This window comes from Anaerobacillus sp. 63XJN7_5_ISO-PGPR-S23-430 (genome assembly GCF_056173695.1).
Genome location: NZ_CM149686.1, coordinates 1,242,621 through 1,259,371 on the forward strand (window position 1 = coordinate 1,242,621; position 16,751 = coordinate 1,259,371).

A 16,751-nucleotide genomic window follows, 5' to 3' on the forward strand; every position below is an offset into this window, starting at 1 on the left:
TTAACATGAAGTTGGAGAAAGGAGGACAGTTCGTGAAAATCTATACGATTGGACATTCCAATCATTCCAAGGAATATTTTCTGGACATGTTGCGAGAAGCTGACATTTCCTACGTGGCGGACATCCGAGCTTTCCCCGGAAGCCGGAAGCACCCGCAATATAAGAGCGAAAATATGAAGGAATGGCTTCGGGAAGCAAAGATAGAATACGCACACTTTCCTCTTCTCGGTGGGAGACGACGTCAGTCTAGCTCTGTTGGGGCTGAGTTGAATGAAGGGTGGAAAAACCCTTCATTTCACAATTACGCTGATTTTACGTTGACGAACGAATTTATTGAAGGAGTAAAGAAACTTAAGACGCAGGCGAAGAAAATGAACGTGGCCTACATGTGTTCTGAACGTCATCCCGCCAGATGTCACCGTTTGCTCATCAGTAATTGGTTACAGGCAAACAATTGGGAAGTTCTCCACATCATCGACGATTCTAAAAAAACAATAAAGCTCGTTAAGCATGAGCTTGGAAAGTGGGGGGCCATGCCAATAATTGAAAAGGATGGCACCGTCGTGTATCCAAATTTATATGAATAAAGGTTACTCCTGTAATGTAGTAGGCTCCTTTTCTCTCAGTGAAAGGGAGCCTATCCATAAGATGACCTCTAGACAAAGAAGAAGGATAACAACCCAACTCCATAAGAATATAAAATGGTGTTGAAACTGATCGATTAAAGCGATCGAACTTTGTCGCTCGGGCAATGCTATTGAAAAAGCGTAAAACATCCCAAACGTAAAGTTCCTCGACCACTGACTCACATCATACGTGAATAATCCCTTTCTCCAACCGAATGCTTGAACTCTCTTGACTGCTCTTATGATTTCGATCGTTTCAACGCTAAGCAAGATAAGAAGAACCGCTATCCACATAAAGAGAAGGCTAGTTGCCGACAAAGCCTGAGTGGACACGAGTGCTAATCCAGTAATCGATAATGCCCCGTGAAGAATGCAGTTTGTATTCTTCCAATCGTCTTTCAACGACCAGTTTCTTCCGCGCAAATAACGTAAGCTTAAACACCAAATTCCACATAGATAGAAAAGCCCACCTAAAATCACACCAAATAATAGAACCTCAAGAGGTAAGGAAAACATCTTCGCCCATGTAACGACAAGGGCTTGAGTCGTCACAGTTGATAGCAAAATAATTCCATGTATAGAAGAGGTGGATTGTTCTTTCAATAGAGAATAAAAATGAATAAGGCTACCGCCTAAGAACAGGAAGCTTAGAAATGTATTTAAAATGACAAGTATTTGAATGACGTAAAATGATTCAGGAAAATACTTTAACGTTACCTGACAAAGAACAAATATCCCCGCAACCCACGTCCCCATCATAAAAAAACGAACGGGATGGTGGAGGACTGTTTCCCTCCATTCTCTACGAGAAAACTGTAGCACTAATGAAGATAATAAGCCCACACTAATTAGCCAAACGCCAATGAGTAACATCCCACCAAAATTCCGTGCAATGAGAGGGAAAGCCTCGACGTCTGCATAGAGGAAAATCCCAAGTGCCATTAGTATCCCGCCCGATGCCGGATGAATTTCTCTTCTCTTTATGTTTGCTTTCATAAAAATCACTCGTTTCTTATTGGTCACGAGTTCCATGATATAGCTTATTGGCATATTCCAAAAGGATTTTTTCTGAGGTTTTTAACTCGGATCGAGTTGATTTCAAAAAGCTATCAAAGGTGAAAGCGATCTGAATAAGAGATTTTTTTTTATGAAAATAGAGATTGAGTAAATGACTATAATTTGAAATAATTGGTATTGAGGTTAGGGATGATGTTAGCTCATATGACAATTTCTTGGGTAAAGGATAAGGATATTACTACCCAAGATACGATTGAATTTTTGATTTATGGAATCATTCCGGATTTATTCTTTTGATATCGAAAGAAAGAGGTGAATCCAGGTGTTAAATTATAAAACCATAAATATAGCTAAACATCGTAAAGAAGTCATAACGTTTCGTAAGGATTCCTTTCTAGTGAGTTTTGGAGATTTAACAAACTTTGGAGATGAAAATAAATACTTAAATTGGTTAGAAAATAAGGTGAATGAATTTCCAGGTGGTTTCGTTATGGTAGAAAAAGAGTCTGAATTCATCGGACAGCTCGAATTAACTGTAAAGGAATATGAAGGTAGGAAAATTGGCTATGTGAACTTATTTTATTTAGTCCCAGAAAGCCGTGGCATCGGTATTGGCAAAGAGTTACACAAATACGCTTCCAATTATTTTGCGGATCAAAATCTTAAAGAATTTCACTTGAGAGTATCACCGTCAAATCCATCTGCATTAAGGTTTTACCATAAACTTGGTATGGAAGAGATGGGTTTAGAGTTGGATGGAACAGTGATAAGGATGAGAGGGTTTATCTAAACGGCTAGTTAAAGAATAGAGAAGCGCTTGCTGATTAAAAGGTAAGCGCTAAACGTACGTTTAGAGCAAATTGGTTGAATAAATCATCAAAAAGGGATTGATCATTATCGGGTTTTCACTAGTGTTTTTAATGGTTTTAGGAACTATTGCCATTTTGACATTTATCGTTACTCCAATTAGAGCTGCTAGAAATAATGAGAAAGGAAAACCACCTCGAAAAATTTCTTATGTTATCGTAGGTTTGTTGGTTTTGCACTGGGGATTTTTCTTATGGGGTGGTTACGCATTATTACCTGTGAATATAGCAGATGCCCTATTTATGCCTGTATGGGTAGTGCTATGTGTCGCAGGTTTAATAATAGCGATCTATGAGTTTAAAAGTAACAAAGTTTTTTCAATTCCCGTGGCTGGTTTTACAGCAATCAGCTTAGTATTTAGCATCTTCATTAATGGCATAACGAATATGTAAGGAGTTCATTCCACTGAAATAGAAATTTTTAATTTTTCGAGAGGTGAATCTAAATATGGATAGTATTATTTTTGATTTAGACGGAACGATTTGGGATCCGATTGATACTGTACTTGATGCGTGGAATGGCTGCATCGGGAGGCATAGTCAAATTAACAGAGAACTAACCCGAACTGATTTTGAAGGAACTTTGGGGCTACAAGTGCACGAAATTAGTGAAAAATTGTTTCCACATTTGGCAAAGGAAGTGCGTGACCAAGTGATGCAAGAGTGTTTAAATACCGAGGAGCATTACTTAAAGAAACAAGGGGGGCAACTTTTCCATAAGGTAGAGGATGTCCTTAGATTACTTTCAAAGAAATACAAACTATATATCGTTAGCAACTGCCAGGATGGATACATCGAATCGTTTTATGAGTTTCATAACTTAGGCGAGTATTTTTCGGACTTTGAGAATCCAGGGAGAACCGGGCTATCTAAAGGGGAAAATATTAACTTGATTATCGAAAGGAACAACCTAACTAATCCTATATACATAGGCGATACAGAAGGTGATTTAAAGGCATCAAGATATGCTGGGATACCTTTTGTTTATGCAAAGTATGGGTTTGGAGAGGTAAGTGAATATGATGAGGTTATAGATAGGTTTGAAGAGTTGGTGGAATTATATGGATCTTAAAGGGGCCTTATGAGGAATAGCCTTGTAATTCTCGGGAGCTAAGTTTAATGATACTCTCCGGAACATCAAGTATAGCGATGGAGAAAATACGCAAAGTTAATAGTTCAATCAGAAAAACGTACTTTCAAAAATGCGTCTTCTTGAGGAAAGTTGCTTTTATTTTAGTCTAGATCGCTCATCTTGAATAAGAAATATCGTGTTCTACAGTTTAAACGGTAGGCACTGCATTTAAGAGACTGCTAATCCTTTAGAACTCTCCAGCTATGGCGACTGGTACCCTCTAGAATCAGGTCATTTTGACCTATCTTACATTGATAAATTTCATCTGTTTCCAATAAAGGAATGTCCTAACCCCCACCTTCATAGACTTAGAGAAAAGAAGGGAGGTGGTCTCAATAATTGAGTGGAGTGTTACCCTTGTAGCCATCGCGTTTATTGTTCTTGTCGTCTATTTGGTGTTAACATTACGAAAAGTTATGACAACATTGGCAGAAACAAAGGAGACGTTGTCTGGCGTCCGTAATTCAGTAAACGGCATTTCAGATGAAGCAGAGGAACTGATTCATAAAGCCAATGAAATTTCGGTTGATGTCAAAGGGAAAATGGAAGCCGTTGACCCCTTAATCGAGTCCGCTCATGATGTGGGCGATATGATACACGATGTAACAAGCTCAATAAAAAGAACGGCACTGCAGAAGAACCGTAAGAAAACCATCCATACACAGGAAAGTAAGCCTGTACACATTAAATTGAAATAAGGAGAAAGAGACTGGGAATAGGTAGTGACCCCTGAAAGTTAGAGTTAAAACTAACTTCTGGGGTGCACTACCAAACCGGTCTCTTTTTAAATTTATGAGCTTCCGAGGCTAGGATTTATCTATATTGTATAGATATTTTTAGGCTGTTCACTATATCATTAGTCCTGTACGACGGCCATGCAGCTTTAATGAAATGAAAAAGAGCTTGGAAGCATTGTGCCTCTAAGCTCTTTTCTGTGGGGTTTTAGTTTATGATGTAATTCGTTTATCAAAAGCGTGATTAAAATCAATCCAATTTCATTTTATGTTAGGAATTGATCCGATCAGCGTCCACCACAACGACCACCGCCTCCACCGCAACGACCGCCACCTCCACATCTTGCGGCACAACCGCCGCATCCAGCGCATCGAGCACAACGCGCGCAGCCGCCGCCGCACCCGGCACACCCCGCACATCCAGCACAACCCGCGCATCCAGCGCAGCCTACACAACCTGCGCATCGGAAGCAGCCATAGCAAACAAACCCGATTAAGCGGGAATCATTTGGATCAACATTTGTATGATAGTTGACTTGCTCACATGGTACTAAATTTTGGGCATGGTATTCTCCGACATCTAAGTGTTGAAGATCATTTTGAAATTGATTCATTTATGTCACCTCCACCGACGTTCTTTTCTAATGGTTTGAATATCCTAGTCGATTATCTAGTGAAACACTTTCTCCAACAAAATATGTAGAGTGACTGGGTAATGTTCCTAATTAAGGAGCGGAATACATCGGTACAAACTAGTTGGAGAAGGGACATTTATGAATAATCGCATCGTGTCAACGGTTCGCAGGATGCCTAACAGTCAGATCAAGTCACTCATTTATTAAATCTCTCAAGAATGCTCAACCAGGACCTCATGGTTAAATCCCCCCTTTTAATTTGTGGTAAAACCCTTGAAAGAAAATTAAATACGTCTAAATGAACAATATATATTGCAAAACGACATTAATAATATATAATGGAAAAAGAAGGATAAATTAAATTTATAAAAGGGAGGAAGGGTAATAATGGGATTTGGATTTAAGGGGAAGCAGAAAGACGAACGGCTGACGACTCTTCAAAATAAGATTTACCGGGAAATGTATATTCTCATTGTGGTGATTTGTGCCTTATCAGTTTTGTATAAACAGTTTCTGGTTGAGGACGGAATACAGCATGTATGGACGGAGATTATTATTTTTAGTGCCAGTTCTGGGTATTATCTTATACGATCAACGATCCTTGGAATTTTTTCAGATGAGGTAGAGATGCACGATCGATCGAGGAAGGTGAGCTTTAGTAAACGGAATTTCTTGATCAGTCTTCTCTTGGGAGTGGGGTTTTCTCTTTTCCTTGCGGTTAGAAACTCTTTGAAGTATGGAGAAGGTGCTGAGGAAACATTTTATTTTTTTCTCAGTATTTTATTAGGGTGCTTAATGATTTACATTCCTGTCTTATTTGTCATAATGGTGGTACCCTATGCGGTAGCGAAGTATAAAAGTGATAAGATAAATGAGCAGGAATTAGAAGAGTTGGATGATGAAGATGTGCGGTGATCAGTTGTGAAAAATGTGAGATTAAAAATGGCAAGAGTGGAGCATGATCTCTCCCAGCAGGAGCTTGCCAAAAAGGTTGGCGTGTCGAGACAGACGATTGGGCTCATTGAGCTCGGAAAATATAACCCGACGCTGCAGTTGTGCTTGTCTATTTGTTGGGCGTTAAATAAATCGCTTGATGAGCTGTTTTGGATGGATCCTGAATAGAAGAGAAGCTACGTTGTTCTACGAGTTGTAGAGTGACGTAGCTTTTTTAGTCTTATTTTGTTTTCTTACCGAAATTTTGGGCAAGCGAAATAATGCCTACAAGATAACAAGGAAAACTGACGAGTATTGCCTCAAACCATGAATTTCCGATTGTACGGTATAAGAGAATGACGAAGATTGCAGCGATAAAGTAAGTAGGTATGAATTTTTTTGATAAAAGTAATTCACTCAGAATGAAACAACTCCTCTTAATCGGAACTATTTTTTCCGTATCCGGTTATTTTATCAGAAATGCCACCTCATAATATAGTAAAGTTAATCTATCGAAAAGGAAATCGATTAATCATGGAGGTCAAGTAAATGCGGCAGCGTCTTGTTGGTATTTTACTGTTTAATGAGGTGGAAGTCTTGGATTTTGCGGGTCCCTTTGAAGTGTTTTCGGTTACAACTTTACTAGAGTCGAACGTAAAGCCTTTTGTGGTTAAAACAATCTCGGAAAATGGGGAAATGGTTACGGCGCGTAATGGGTTGAAGCTGCAACCAGATTATAGTTTCGACGACCACCCTTCGTTTGATATCGTCATTATTCCAGGTGGGTATGGCGCTGAACAGATTGAAATCAACAATCCTCGGATAATTGCATGGATTCAAGATCAGAACTCAAAAGTGGAGTTGATGACATCGGTTTGTACGGGAGCTTTGCTGCTGGCGAAAGCAGGTGTGCTTGATGGAAGAAAAGCGACAACTCATTGGATGGATCTTGATCGATTAGAAGAGGAATTTCCAGAGGTCTCCGTTCAACGGAATGTCAAATTCGTCGATGAAGGTTCGATTTTAACATCAGGGGGCATTTCTGCAGGCATCAATTTGTCGTTCCATATGATCGCTAGGCTACTTGGTAAGGAAGTCGCGTTAAAGACAGCGAAACAAATGGAATATGATATTACGATCGAGTGATTTGTTAATCATGAAAAGCGAGCAATGTACCGATAAAGGAGTGAATTCAGTGGAGATTATAGTAGATGATTTAAGAGGACCTGAAGTGGCTAAATTATTGAATGACCATATCCAAAGTATGCAAAAGCATTCTCCACCGGAGAGTAAGCATGCGCTGGATCTAGAGGGGTTACGGAAGCCTGAGATTACGTTTTGGAGTGCTTGGGAAGCGGGTGACTTAATTGGATGTGTAGCGCTTCAAAGATTGAACAGCCTCCACGCTGAGATTAAGTCCATGAAAACAGCTTCTGCTCATCTAAGAAAGGGTGTCGCAAAAAGACTTCTTCAACACGTTATTGATGAAGCGAAAGCGCGTGGATACGAACGGTTGAGTCTTGAAACAGGTTCAATGGAAGTCTTTCAGCCGGCCAGGCGTTTGTATGCAAGCTTCGGATTTCACGAGTGTCAGCCGTTTGCGGGGTATAGGGAAGATCCGAATAGTGTGTTTATGAGTTTGGAGATGTAAGATTGTTTTCTATGATGTGTCATTTAGAGAGAAGTAAAAGGAGTGCTAATGGTTCAGTCAATTAGCACTTCTTTTCGTTGTAGGGTGGCATCTTGTATTAATTCAGAGTAATTTTCCTTTTTAGGAAATACGAAAAAGCGTTCATCGATAAGATAATCGTATAAAACAGGGTAGCCTGTATGGGCCGCTGGAGTTTTTTTTATGTTTTTATGCTCCTCTTGATGGAAACAATAAAATCCAGGTTAGTTTACTCCTGACAAGGGTAGTTAGTAGAAGTGATATAAACTCTTAAGAACAGAATGGTGATTAAATGGGGTTCTTTTACTATATAAAGAAATATTTAAAGATGTCGAGACGTCAGCGGAAAAGTGAATTGAATTCAACCATTTGGTTTATGCCATTTTGGTATATTGTTGGAGCTGTAGGTTTATCTATTTTTACCTATTATCTCGACTATGTTGTGGATGTTAGCTTGTATCTGCCAGTTGGAATTGGCTTTAGTGGTCAGACGCTACAGGTTCTATTGAGTGCACTTGTAGGAGGGGTGCTGACCTTAAGTGCCTTTACACTTAACTCCTTACTTGTTGCCCTGACGACGTTTAGTGGGCAGTTTTCTTCTAAAATGCTTGTCAACTTCGTTAGTGACCGAGCGACGCAGCATGTACTCGGTATTTTTAACGGAAGTTTTATTTACGTCCTCTTAAACTTCTTATACGTGACGCACGGAGAAGAGGAGTATGTAGTTGCGACACCTGTTTTATCCATTCTGACAGCTATTACAGCCGCCATAACGTTTATTTATTTCATCAACCATACTGCTACGTGGATGCAAGTTCATAATATCAGTTTCAATATGAATGCTAAGTCAAAATTAGTGCAGGCTTCTCTTGAAGAAGAATTAAAGCCTTATCACCTTCAGAAGGAAGTACAGAAGGAAGACATTCTTTCAGATTCTGATGGAAAAATTATCAAAACCAATCAATCTGGTTATCTTCAAGTCGCTGACTTTTCAAGGTTGATTAAACAAGCGAATAGAGACGACGTTCTCCTCAGGTTCGATGTTAGAATTGGAGAATTCGTCATAGCAGGCACACCACTGCTTACTTATTGGGAACATGGACAAGTGATGAATCCAGACCGCTACTTGAAATCCATTGAAATCGGGGTCAAACAAACAGAGATTCAAGATCTGGAATATGGTCTTATTAAGCTTGCCGAATTAGCTATTAAGGCTTTGGGTCACAATGATCCGCTTACGGTGACGAATACCATTCATCAGATTGCTGATCTGTTGAATAGTATTGGCAAATCAAAGAATTTCTCTCCCTACCTTTTTGATCAGGAAAAGAAGCTACGAATTATCTTAAATCAAAAAGATTTTAGTTATTACCTTCACAAGGGATTTGCTTCCATTCGAGAATATGCCAATCAAAACACAACAATTATAACGGCGCTTTTAACGATGATTGCCCAGCTAAGTAAAACAATGGATGAGGAAGCACACAAAGATCTATGGGAATTTGCCCGCCAGACGATTTTAGGGTTTGATAACTACAGCCTGTACGAAAATGATTGTCTGCACATTTTAGAGCCTTTATCCGTACTTGCTAAAAAGACGGGTAATGAGAAGGATTATCTGTTCCTACTTGAATACATGCTGGAGCGGGTTAGTTCGAAGAGTGCTTCTAAGATGCCTTCTTCAAATTAAGCTATCATGAAAAGGAACAACCACGTTAAAGGTAGTTTATTTCCTGGTAGGTATTGAAAAAACGATAAAAGACATCCTGCCGTTTTTCTTCGCGGGGATTGTGATTGTATTGCTTGTTACCTATATTCCATCTCTAACGCTTTGGTTGCCTGAGCTGTTTGAGTAAAGGAAATTGTTGGATACAAATGAGAAAAGGACTTATCCGTAGAAGCGGGTAAGTCCTTTCTCATTTATTTTGAAAGTACTGCCTTCCCAACTTTCTGGCCATACTGAGGCTATTCGTTAAAAAGAGGTGGGTCTTATGGATATATTCATGGATGCCTTGAAGGTCATCTTCCGGATAGTAACGATTCTTCCGTTCATGCTCGCCATCGGACTCTATATGGGGAAGCGGTCTATTGGAGAGCTTCCTGTATTTGATTTTCTCGTCGTTCTAGTGTTTGGGGCTGTGGTAGGTGCGGATATCGCTGATCCTGAGATTGATCATATTCACACGGTTATTGCAATGATTGCGATCGGATTGCTACAGAAGTTAATTTCAAGGATAAAGATAAAGCATCAGAAGTTAGGAAAGCTTCTTACGTTCGAACCTACTGTTGTGATGTACAATGGAGTATTCCTTAAAGACAACATGAAGCAGATTCAATATTCGATTGATAATGTCCTTCAGATGCTTCGAGAAAAGGACGTTTTCCATACAGAAGATGTCGAGCTTGCCATTGTGGAGGCTAATGGAAGACTTAGTGTGAAACTATATCCAAGTAAAGAGAGCGTTGTTCGTGAAGATATGGCGATCGATAAGCAGGCCAATGATGTTGAGATTCCTGTTATTTTGGATGGGCGAGTACAGAAGGATATACTGCAGCACTTAGGGCTTACTGAAGCATGGCTAATGGATCAGCTTGAAAAAAGAGGGGAGCCTGCTGCATCTTCGTTATTTTACGCCGGAGTTAATGCAAAGCATGAGTTAGTTATTTCTAGGAAGGATCAAGCGTCAAATCATGTTCCGCCTTTTCGACACTGAACAGAGGGAGCGGCGACTTATACAAGAGGTTTGGATAGAAGCTGCATAAAGAAACTCAGGCGTTGGCCTGAGTTTCTTTATGATTTCCGCTTTGATTTGGTTTCTAGTGGACGACCAGCTTGGTCATCTTGAGAAGGAGCCAGATCGGCTTCATTCGTGTACGATTTCTTACTAGCAAAAGGTTGATTAGCGTATTGCTTCTTGTTAAGTTTCATTTGAATCACCCCTGGTTGTTAGAGTGTCTAATAGGAGCGAAACTATACATAGAGCTTAATCGACAAGTAATGACAGGAATCGGGAGGTGACAGGCACTCGCGACCTCGCGAATTCGCCAAAACCCGTGCATCCTGAAATGGAAAAAGCTATGATGATAGTGGAACATTTAATTTCAGTGAGAACGATACAAAAACATCGAGTGAATCAGATAGGAGTTGGAGAAATGATCGAAGTGATCGTACAGAACAGAGAAGAAGCGATCGAGGCAGAAGCATTCGGAGCAGGTCGAGTTGAGCTTGTGACTGGTATTGAAGCTGGAGGGTTAACGCCAAGCTATGGAACGATAAAGTCGGTAATAAACAGTGTTACGATTCCCGTTCAGGTGATGATTCGTCCAAACGGATATAACCACTGCTACAGCGATGAGGAGAAAGAGGTTATTCTTGAAGATATCCGCATCTTAAGTGAACTCGGAGGCAAGAGGATTGTTATCGGAGGAATTACGAAGGATCATACCATTGACGAAGAGTTACTTGAAACAATCATTCAGCAGCAACCGGATATCGACATCACCTTTCATCGAGCGTTCGAAGAACTCTCTTCTCAAAAAGAAGGGTATAAAACCCTCGCTCAATACCCAAATGTGAAGCGAATTCTTACATCCGGTACCAATCAGGAAGGGCAAGAACGGATCTCTCAGCTTCAAGAGCTTGTGCGCTACTCGGCGGAAGAAAGTATTCCAACGATCATGCCAGGATCAGGACTGTCACTCGCTACTATTGAGAGCATTCACCAAGCGGTGCAAGCAGAAGAATATCATTTTGGTAAAGGCGTAAGAGTGGGAGAAGATTTTTCAAATCACTTTAGTGAAAAATCGATTAAATCGATTGAACAGGTGCTAAACAAAAGGAAGTAATCGTGGTTCATTAAATGCAAAAAGGGGTTCATACATATGCTTTTCAGCAAATTCAAAACAGCCCTGGTGACCGCCCTAATCACGTGGGTATTCGGCATTGTATTAACGACGGTAGGGGGTCTTATCTATCTAATGAGCGGGGGAGAAGGAGATATTTCTGTCGCTATTGGTAGTGCTTTTTTAATGATTATTTATCTGCTACCGTTCCTGTTAGTAGTAGGAATTGCGATTTCAATCGCCTCTGATGAGCTCACACGCGAAAGTAATCGCCGGAAGCGATATGCCTATTTTGTCCACGTCGGACTCGGAATGATGTTATTCTCGTTTATCTTTCCGATTACAAAAGTAGTAACGGACTTCGGTTATTTCATTAGTACGAGTCCCTGGCTGTTTACCGTGATTTTTACCGCTTCAGTCTTTTGGAAATTTGATGAAAAGGCAAAGGGAAAGTTAGCGCGTACTTCTTTCCAAGTTTCGTAAGCTCAATACAACATGTCAAAGAAAGGTGATGAGCAAATGGATGACGCAAAACGGAAACAGAAAGAAAAATGGAATGTGACGGTGCTTGTGGTTTTAGTCTTCCTATCATTCCTTTTTCAAGTCTCAATCGTATATGGCTTCTTAAGCTATACTATCTATTTGTTTATCAGCTACTTTTTCTTTTATAAACCAATACGAATGTGGGATGTTGTTTTTTATTTAGGTATGGTTATTGCTTTATTTATTGCACTTAAATTAACCACTTAGCGCTACCAATGTAAACAGCGACCTTCTCTCTAAACAACTGTAGCAAAGGATTTATCGTTCCAATCAGTATTCCGCCATCGATGCTTTCAGTTTCAATATTCTAAAACATTTAAGAAACCGGTTTACAAATTTTTAGAATAATGTTGCTTTTCTAACGATATAATCTTATAATCAGTTTATGAAAACGCTTTACTTTGATGTGAATCGTTCATTTTTTTATTCATTTAGGAAACCGGTTTCCAAGCGTTTTTAAAAATCGCATGAGGGGGAAGTAACGGTGAAAAACAAAAGCAAAAAGAAGTGGTTGGGGTTAGGACTGGCGTCGCTGCTTGTATTTTCTTTAGCAGCTTGTAATGGAAATGACAGTACGTCTGGCGATGGCGGTGATGAAGAGGTTACGTTGAATTTCTGGGCATTTGGTGCAACGAATTATGAAGAGCTTGCGAAGGAATACGAAAAGGAACATCCGAACGTGACGATTAAAGTGAGGTCTGCAGAATCAGCCGAGCATCATGATGCGCTTTTTACAGCTTTGTCTGCTGGTAGTGGGGCACCTGATATTGCGGCTTTGGAAGTGGATCAACTGGATCGATTCAAAGAAGCGCAGGGACGTTTTGAGAATTTATATGATCTTGGTGCGAAGGATGTGCAGGATCAATACTTAGATTGGAAATGGGAAGCTGGCGCAAATCAAGAAGGCGATTTCCTAATTGGTCTACCGACGGATATTGGCCCGAAGGCACTGTATTACCGCACGGATCTCTTTGAAGAAGCTGGACTTCCAACAGAGCCAGCGGAAGTAGAATCTCTTATTAATTCCCCTGAAGCGTTTAAAGAAGCGGGAATGAAGCTGAAGGAAGAAACAGGAAAACCATTCGTGGATAGTATCGAAATGGCTTATCGCGCTTATTTAGATGCTTCTGAAAAAACATACTTAAATCCTGACGGTGAATTATTGCTAGGTGAAGAAGGAAACGACGTGAAAAAGGCATATGACTATGCTGTTGAGTTAGATGAAGCAGGCATTGTTGGCAAGCTTGAAATGTGGACACCTGAATGGGCGAACGGAGTAAACAAAGGTGAATTCGCAGCAGAGCTTGGAGCAGGATGGTTGAAGGGATGGATGGAAGGAAATGCCCCTGACGCGGTAGGAAAATGGCGCGTGGCAACACTTCCAACTGAATTCGCAGCGAACTGGGGAGGCTCTTATATTTCCATTCCAAGTGAAACCGATCATCCACAGGAAGCATATGACTTTGTCGAGTGGCTTGTATCCCCTGATAATCAGCTGAAATCATTCCAGAGCAAAGGCTTATTCCCTTCCGCTACTTCTGTCTATGACATGGAAGAGTTCAAAACGAACGAAGATGAGTTCTTTGGTGGGCAAGTAACATCAACTGTTTTTGCTGAAGCGGCACAGGATATTGATGGCGCTGTCTTCAAAGGCGTGAAATACTTCCCTGTTCATCAAGAAGTATTAAATGCGCTTCATAACGTTCAAGAAGGTGGCGATCCTGAGAAAGAATGGAGTGCTGCGATAAAGCGTGCTGAGGAATTAATAGACCGATAGAAGCAGTATTTGTGATGGGATATGGTGGGTAAACCCACCGTATCCTACTTAATCACCGGAAGTGGGGAGAAAGCGTGATTTCAATGAGTGGACAGGAAAGAGGGGTTAAGAAGAAACGATATCGATCTGAAAAGAAAAAGGATATGATTTCAGGCTATTTGTACGTAGCGCCTTTTTTCATTATTTTTGGAGTGATTGGTCTTTATCCCGCTATATTCAGCGTTTATCTTGCGTTTCAGAAATGGAACGGATTAAGTCCAATGAGCTTTGTTGGGCTCGATAATTTTCGGATCGTTTTAGAGGATCCTCTTTTTTGGAAGTCAGTATACAATACGATCATCATGGGATTAATGGGCACGGCGCCACAAATAGTCGTCGGCATTGTGTTGGCGTTTCTATTAAATCTTACATTCCTTCGATTTAAAAATTTCTTTCGAATTACGATCTTTATGCCGTATATCACCTCGATGGTGGCGGTTGCCCTTATATTCAGTGTGTTATTTAGTAATCACGAGTCATCACTCGCCAACTACATGCTAGGCGTCTTCGGATTTGATCCGGTGAATTGGTCCACATCTGAATGGGGAACGAAAATCGCGATTTCCATTATGGTGTTCTGGCGCTGGGTTGGGTACAATACGATCATTTACTTAGCGGGGATCCAAAGCATCTCAAATGATTTATATGAAGCCGCAACGATTGATGGCGCGAATAAGTTTCAGCAGCTTCTCTATATTACGATGCCTTTGCTGAAACCGTTTATCATCTTAACGGTGTTCTTCTCAACAGTTGGGGCACTACAGCTCTTCTCTGAGCCGACGATTTTCTTAGGCGCTGGGGCATTTACACGAGACGAAGCACTAACGGTCGTTATGTACTTGTACCGAGATGCCTTTAAGCTTCAATCCTTTGGTACGGCCTCTGCGACAGCGATTATCCTGCTTGTGATCATTCTTTTCTTTGCAACAATCAATACGCTCATCACATCAGGCAATGGCCGTAAGAAGAAGGGGGTAAGGTAATGGCGAATCGAAAGGAACGAAAAAAAGTCTCTTTCAGTAAAGTGCTCATCTATCTGTTTCTAGGACTCGCTTCACTCTTATCCTTGTTCCCGTTCTACTGGATGTTTGTGATGGCGACGCGTCCGAGTGCAGCTTATAATTCAATCCCGCCTACGATCACGCCAGGCGGCATGCTAGTCGAGAACTTCCAGAAAGTCCTGAATCAAATTGATTTCTTTCAAGCGATGTGGAACTCCTTTCTCATTTGTTCCATCGTTACGCTTGTTGTGCTGTTTATTAGCTCGCTAGCAGGATTTGCGTTCGCAAAATTTAAATTCCCGGGCAAGAACGGATTATTTATCGCAATTTTATTAACGATGATCATTCCCCCACAATTGGGATTGATTCCACAGTATTTTCTCGTATCGAAAGCTGGCCTTCTCGATACGCTTGCTGGGGTTATGGTTGTGTTCTTCCTTAATCCGCTCGGCATCTTCCTCATGAGACAATATGTGAGCGAATCGGTACCCGATGAGCTGATTGAGGCAGCGAAGCTCGATGGCTGTTCGAACTTTAAAATTTATCGAAGCATCGTTGTCCCGATTATTCTTCCGGCTTTTGCAACGCTTGGCATCATTGTGTTTACAGCGGTGTGGGGAGAATTCTTATGGCAATTTACTGTCTTAAGGGACCCGGAGAATTATACAATCCAGGTTGCATTAGCTTCCTTAAGTAACACGTTTAATATTGATTTCGGAATGATCCTCTCAGGCGTGTTCTGGGCAACGATTCCATTGCTCATTATTTTCTTACTGTTTAATCGCCTATTTATTTCGAGTATTACAGAAGGATCAGTAAAATAGAGGCTCAGCCGATATAGAAATTGCTTCACATAGCGTTTCTTAGTAAGCTATCAGTATAAATTCTATTATGATGTCAGAAGGGATAGCGATGAGCCTAACGATTAAAGATATTGCACAAATGGCAGGAGTATCAAGAGCGACCGTTTCGAAAATTATTAACAATTACGGTGGCATTAGTGAAGGAACGAAGAAAAAGGTTCTTAAAGTAATCGAAGAAACAGGCTTTCAGCCAAGCTTTTCAGCTAAGGCGCTAGCGACAAAAAAATCGAATCTCATTGGCCTGATCTATGCTGGCCGAGTGAACGTTGATTTTACACATCCTTTCTTTATGGAAGTTGTAACCGCATTTAAGAAAACAGTCGGGTTACTAGGATATGACATCTTGATGTTCTCGAATGAACAGTTTTATCAGGACAATGGAAGCTACCTTGCAAGGTGCAGGCATTTTCATGTGGATGGCTGTTTGATCATCACAGGTGAGGAAATTGAGGATGCCATTTATGAGCTAGTGGAAAGCGACATCCCGTGTATGGGCATCGATCTAGAACTCAATGGCCCAAGCTCAAGCTATGTGATGACAGACAACATTAACTTGTCTACGAAAGTGATTCAGCATCTGTATCTTAATTCGGTAAAAGATATTGCTTTCATCGGTGGGGGATCAGATTCTGCGATTTCTAACTTGCGAGAAAAAGGATTCCTACAATCGATGAATCAATTTGGTCTAGAAGTGAGAAAAGAGTGGATTCAGTACGGTGATTTTCATGAAGAGAGCGGTTATGCAGCAATGAATCGCATTCTCCAAGGAGAGGCTAGACCTGAGGCGGTATTTGCGGCTTCCGACATGATGGCCTTTGGTGCGCTAAGAGCAATTAAAGAAGCTGGACTCTCGGTTCCTGAGGATATCCGACTAGTTGGATGTGATGATATCGATGCCTGCCGCTACAGTGCTCCGCAGCTCACGACTGTAAGGCAGAATAAAGAGCTGCTCGGTAAGCTTGCTGCTCATATGCTTCATGATTTAACAAATGGTAAAACAGAATTGAAACCCGTTTTTATTGATTCAGAATTGATCGTGAGAGAATCTTGTGGAAGTAAAGTATAACGAAACA

General features: G+C 40.7%; 21 protein-coding genes. 18 read left to right on the forward strand and 3 right to left on the reverse strand.

Annotated features, from left to right (window positions below):
- Window positions 1-32: 32 nt before the first annotated feature.
- The gene (locus AC0VYJ_RS06785; protein ID WP_475366942.1) at window positions 33-587 is read left to right on the forward strand and encodes a DUF488 domain-containing protein; all 555 of its coding nucleotides are present in this window, start codon (window positions 33-35) and stop codon (window positions 585-587) included.
- A 3-nt stretch (window positions 588-590) separates the two neighbouring features.
- Here the strand turns inward: AC0VYJ_RS06785 and AC0VYJ_RS06790 are convergent, their stop codons facing one another.
- A complete protein-coding gene (locus AC0VYJ_RS06790; protein ID WP_475366943.1) occupies window positions 591-1,622 on the reverse strand; it encodes a hypothetical protein in 1,032 nt (343 codons plus the stop codon).
- 343 nt (window positions 1,623-1,965) lie between these two features.
- Here AC0VYJ_RS06790 and AC0VYJ_RS06795 point away from each other — a divergent pair, with 343 nt between their 5' ends.
- The 4 genes from AC0VYJ_RS06795 (at window position 1,966) to AC0VYJ_RS06810 (ending at window position 4,339) form a co-directional block, all read left to right on the forward strand.
- On the forward strand, window positions 1,966-2,433 hold the full coding sequence (locus AC0VYJ_RS06795) for a GNAT family N-acetyltransferase (RefSeq protein WP_475366944.1): 468 nt from the start codon (window positions 1,966-1,968) through the stop codon (window positions 2,431-2,433).
- Between the two features lie 121 nt (window positions 2,434-2,554).
- The gene (locus tag AC0VYJ_RS06800) at window positions 2,555-2,902 is read left to right on the forward strand and encodes a hypothetical protein (RefSeq protein WP_475366945.1); all 348 of its coding nucleotides are present in this window, start codon (window positions 2,555-2,557) and stop codon (window positions 2,900-2,902) included.
- 55 nt (window positions 2,903-2,957) lie between these two features.
- Window positions 2,958-3,581 carry an HAD family hydrolase gene (locus AC0VYJ_RS06805; protein ID WP_475366946.1) on the forward strand — a complete coding sequence of 208 codons (624 nt, stop codon included), beginning with the start codon at window positions 2,958-2,960 and terminating at the stop codon, window positions 3,579-3,581.
- A gap of 386 nt (window positions 3,582-3,967) precedes the next feature.
- Window positions 3,968-4,339, forward strand: coding sequence for a DUF948 domain-containing protein (locus AC0VYJ_RS06810; protein ID WP_475366947.1), 372 nt, complete (start codon window positions 3,968-3,970; stop codon window positions 4,337-4,339).
- Between the two features lie 323 nt (window positions 4,340-4,662).
- On the opposite strand, the gene AC0VYJ_RS06815 is transcribed toward AC0VYJ_RS06810, so the two are convergent.
- Complete coding sequence (locus AC0VYJ_RS06815; protein WP_475366948.1) at window positions 4,663-4,989, reverse strand: heterocycloanthracin/sonorensin family bacteriocin; 327 nt, start codon at window positions 4,987-4,989, stop codon at window positions 4,663-4,665.
- Window positions 4,990-5,397: 408 nt separating this feature from the next.
- Here AC0VYJ_RS06815 and AC0VYJ_RS06820 point away from each other — a divergent pair, with 408 nt between their 5' ends.
- From AC0VYJ_RS06820 to AC0VYJ_RS06845, 6 genes are all read left to right on the forward strand, one after another.
- Window positions 5,398-5,925, forward strand: coding sequence for a DUF6773 family protein (locus tag AC0VYJ_RS06820; RefSeq protein ID WP_430241170.1), 528 nt, complete (start codon window positions 5,398-5,400; stop codon window positions 5,923-5,925).
- A 6-nt stretch (window positions 5,926-5,931) separates the two neighbouring features.
- Window positions 5,932-6,132 (forward strand): helix-turn-helix transcriptional regulator, encoded by a 201-nt coding sequence (locus AC0VYJ_RS06825; protein ID WP_194220828.1) that lies wholly within the window; start codon window positions 5,932-5,934, stop codon window positions 6,130-6,132.
- Window positions 6,133-6,492: 360 nt separating this feature from the next.
- Window positions 6,493-7,089 (forward strand): DJ-1/PfpI family protein, encoded by a 597-nt coding sequence (locus tag AC0VYJ_RS06830; protein WP_475366949.1) that lies wholly within the window; start codon window positions 6,493-6,495, stop codon window positions 7,087-7,089.
- Window positions 7,090-7,138: 49 nt separating this feature from the next.
- Window positions 7,139-7,594, forward strand: a complete 456-nt coding sequence (locus AC0VYJ_RS06835) for a GNAT family N-acetyltransferase (RefSeq protein ID WP_430241176.1) — start codon at window positions 7,139-7,141, stop codon at window positions 7,592-7,594.
- A 346-nt stretch (window positions 7,595-7,940) separates the two neighbouring features.
- A complete protein-coding gene (locus tag AC0VYJ_RS06840) occupies window positions 7,941-9,302 on the forward strand; it encodes a DUF2254 domain-containing protein (protein ID WP_475366950.1) in 1,362 nt (453 codons plus the stop codon).
- 301 nt (window positions 9,303-9,603) lie between these two features.
- On the forward strand, window positions 9,604-10,326 hold the full coding sequence (locus AC0VYJ_RS06845) for a DUF421 domain-containing protein (protein WP_475366951.1): 723 nt from the start codon (window positions 9,604-9,606) through the stop codon (window positions 10,324-10,326).
- Window positions 10,327-10,403: 77 nt separating this feature from the next.
- Here AC0VYJ_RS06845 and AC0VYJ_RS06850 read toward each other — a convergent pair whose 3' ends face one another.
- Window positions 10,404-10,541: a hypothetical protein gene (locus AC0VYJ_RS06850; RefSeq protein WP_475366952.1), complete on the reverse strand. Its 138-nt coding sequence runs from the start codon at window positions 10,539-10,541 to the stop codon at window positions 10,404-10,406.
- 224 nt (window positions 10,542-10,765) lie between these two features.
- Between AC0VYJ_RS06850 and AC0VYJ_RS06855 the strand changes: the two genes are divergently transcribed.
- The 7 genes from AC0VYJ_RS06855 (at window position 10,766) to AC0VYJ_RS06885 (ending at window position 16,744) form a co-directional block, all read left to right on the forward strand.
- Window positions 10,766-11,458 (forward strand): copper homeostasis protein CutC, encoded by a 693-nt coding sequence (locus AC0VYJ_RS06855; protein WP_475366953.1) that lies wholly within the window; start codon window positions 10,766-10,768, stop codon window positions 11,456-11,458.
- Between the two features lie 36 nt (window positions 11,459-11,494).
- A complete protein-coding gene (locus AC0VYJ_RS06860) occupies window positions 11,495-11,938 on the forward strand; it encodes a hypothetical protein (protein WP_475366954.1) in 444 nt (147 codons plus the stop codon).
- Window positions 11,939-11,974: 36 nt separating this feature from the next.
- On the forward strand, window positions 11,975-12,205 hold the full coding sequence (locus tag AC0VYJ_RS06865; RefSeq protein WP_430241187.1) for a hypothetical protein: 231 nt from the start codon (window positions 11,975-11,977) through the stop codon (window positions 12,203-12,205).
- 277 nt (window positions 12,206-12,482) lie between these two features.
- Window positions 12,483-13,775 (forward strand): ABC transporter substrate-binding protein, encoded by a 1,293-nt coding sequence (locus tag AC0VYJ_RS06870; protein ID WP_475366955.1) that lies wholly within the window; start codon window positions 12,483-12,485, stop codon window positions 13,773-13,775.
- Between the two features lie 83 nt (window positions 13,776-13,858).
- Window positions 13,859-14,797, forward strand: coding sequence for a carbohydrate ABC transporter permease (locus AC0VYJ_RS06875; RefSeq protein WP_226612502.1), 939 nt, complete (start codon window positions 13,859-13,861; stop codon window positions 14,795-14,797).
- Window positions 14,797-15,639, forward strand: a complete 843-nt coding sequence (locus AC0VYJ_RS06880) for a carbohydrate ABC transporter permease (RefSeq protein ID WP_226612072.1) — start codon at window positions 14,797-14,799, stop codon at window positions 15,637-15,639. Before AC0VYJ_RS06875 ends, AC0VYJ_RS06880 begins: the two co-directional genes overlap by 1 nt.
- Before the next feature lie 88 nt (window positions 15,640-15,727).
- Entirely contained in the window at window positions 15,728-16,744 is a 1,017-nt protein-coding gene (locus AC0VYJ_RS06885) for a LacI family DNA-binding transcriptional regulator (protein ID WP_430241189.1), read from the forward strand.
- Window positions 16,745-16,751 lie beyond the last annotated feature (7 nt).

Coding starts and splice junctions, on each gene's coding strand:
- AC0VYJ_RS06790 (WP_475366943.1), bottom strand. CDS start 1,622: ATGAAAGCAAACATAAAGAGAAGAGAAATTCATCCGGCATCGGGCGGG.
- AC0VYJ_RS06805 (WP_475366946.1), top strand. CDS start 2,958: ATGGATAGTATTATTTTTGATTTAGACGGAACGATTTGGGATCCGATT.
- AC0VYJ_RS06815 (WP_475366948.1), bottom strand. CDS start 4,989: ATGAATCAATTTCAAAATGATCTTCAACACTTAGATGTCGGAGAATAC.
- AC0VYJ_RS06820 (WP_430241170.1), top strand. CDS start 5,398: ATGGGATTTGGATTTAAGGGGAAGCAGAAAGACGAACGGCTGACGACT.
- AC0VYJ_RS06830 (WP_475366949.1), top strand. CDS start 6,493: ATGCGGCAGCGTCTTGTTGGTATTTTACTGTTTAATGAGGTGGAAGTC.
- AC0VYJ_RS06840 (WP_475366950.1), top strand. CDS start 7,941: ATGTCGAGACGTCAGCGGAAAAGTGAATTGAATTCAACCATTTGGTTT.
- AC0VYJ_RS06845 (WP_475366951.1), top strand. CDS start 9,604: ATGGATATATTCATGGATGCCTTGAAGGTCATCTTCCGGATAGTAACG.
- AC0VYJ_RS06850 (WP_475366952.1), bottom strand. CDS start 10,541: ATGAAACTTAACAAGAAGCAATACGCTAATCAACCTTTTGCTAGTAAG.
- AC0VYJ_RS06855 (WP_475366953.1), top strand. CDS start 10,766: ATGATCGAAGTGATCGTACAGAACAGAGAAGAAGCGATCGAGGCAGAA.
- AC0VYJ_RS06860 (WP_475366954.1), top strand. CDS start 11,495: ATGCTTTTCAGCAAATTCAAAACAGCCCTGGTGACCGCCCTAATCACG.
- AC0VYJ_RS06865 (WP_430241187.1), top strand. CDS start 11,975: ATGGATGACGCAAAACGGAAACAGAAAGAAAAATGGAATGTGACGGTG.
- AC0VYJ_RS06875 (WP_226612502.1), top strand. CDS start 13,859: ATGAGTGGACAGGAAAGAGGGGTTAAGAAGAAACGATATCGATCTGAA.
- AC0VYJ_RS06880 (WP_226612072.1), top strand. CDS start 14,797: ATGGCGAATCGAAAGGAACGAAAAAAAGTCTCTTTCAGTAAAGTGCTC.
- AC0VYJ_RS06885 (WP_430241189.1), top strand. CDS start 15,728: ATGAGCCTAACGATTAAAGATATTGCACAAATGGCAGGAGTATCAAGA.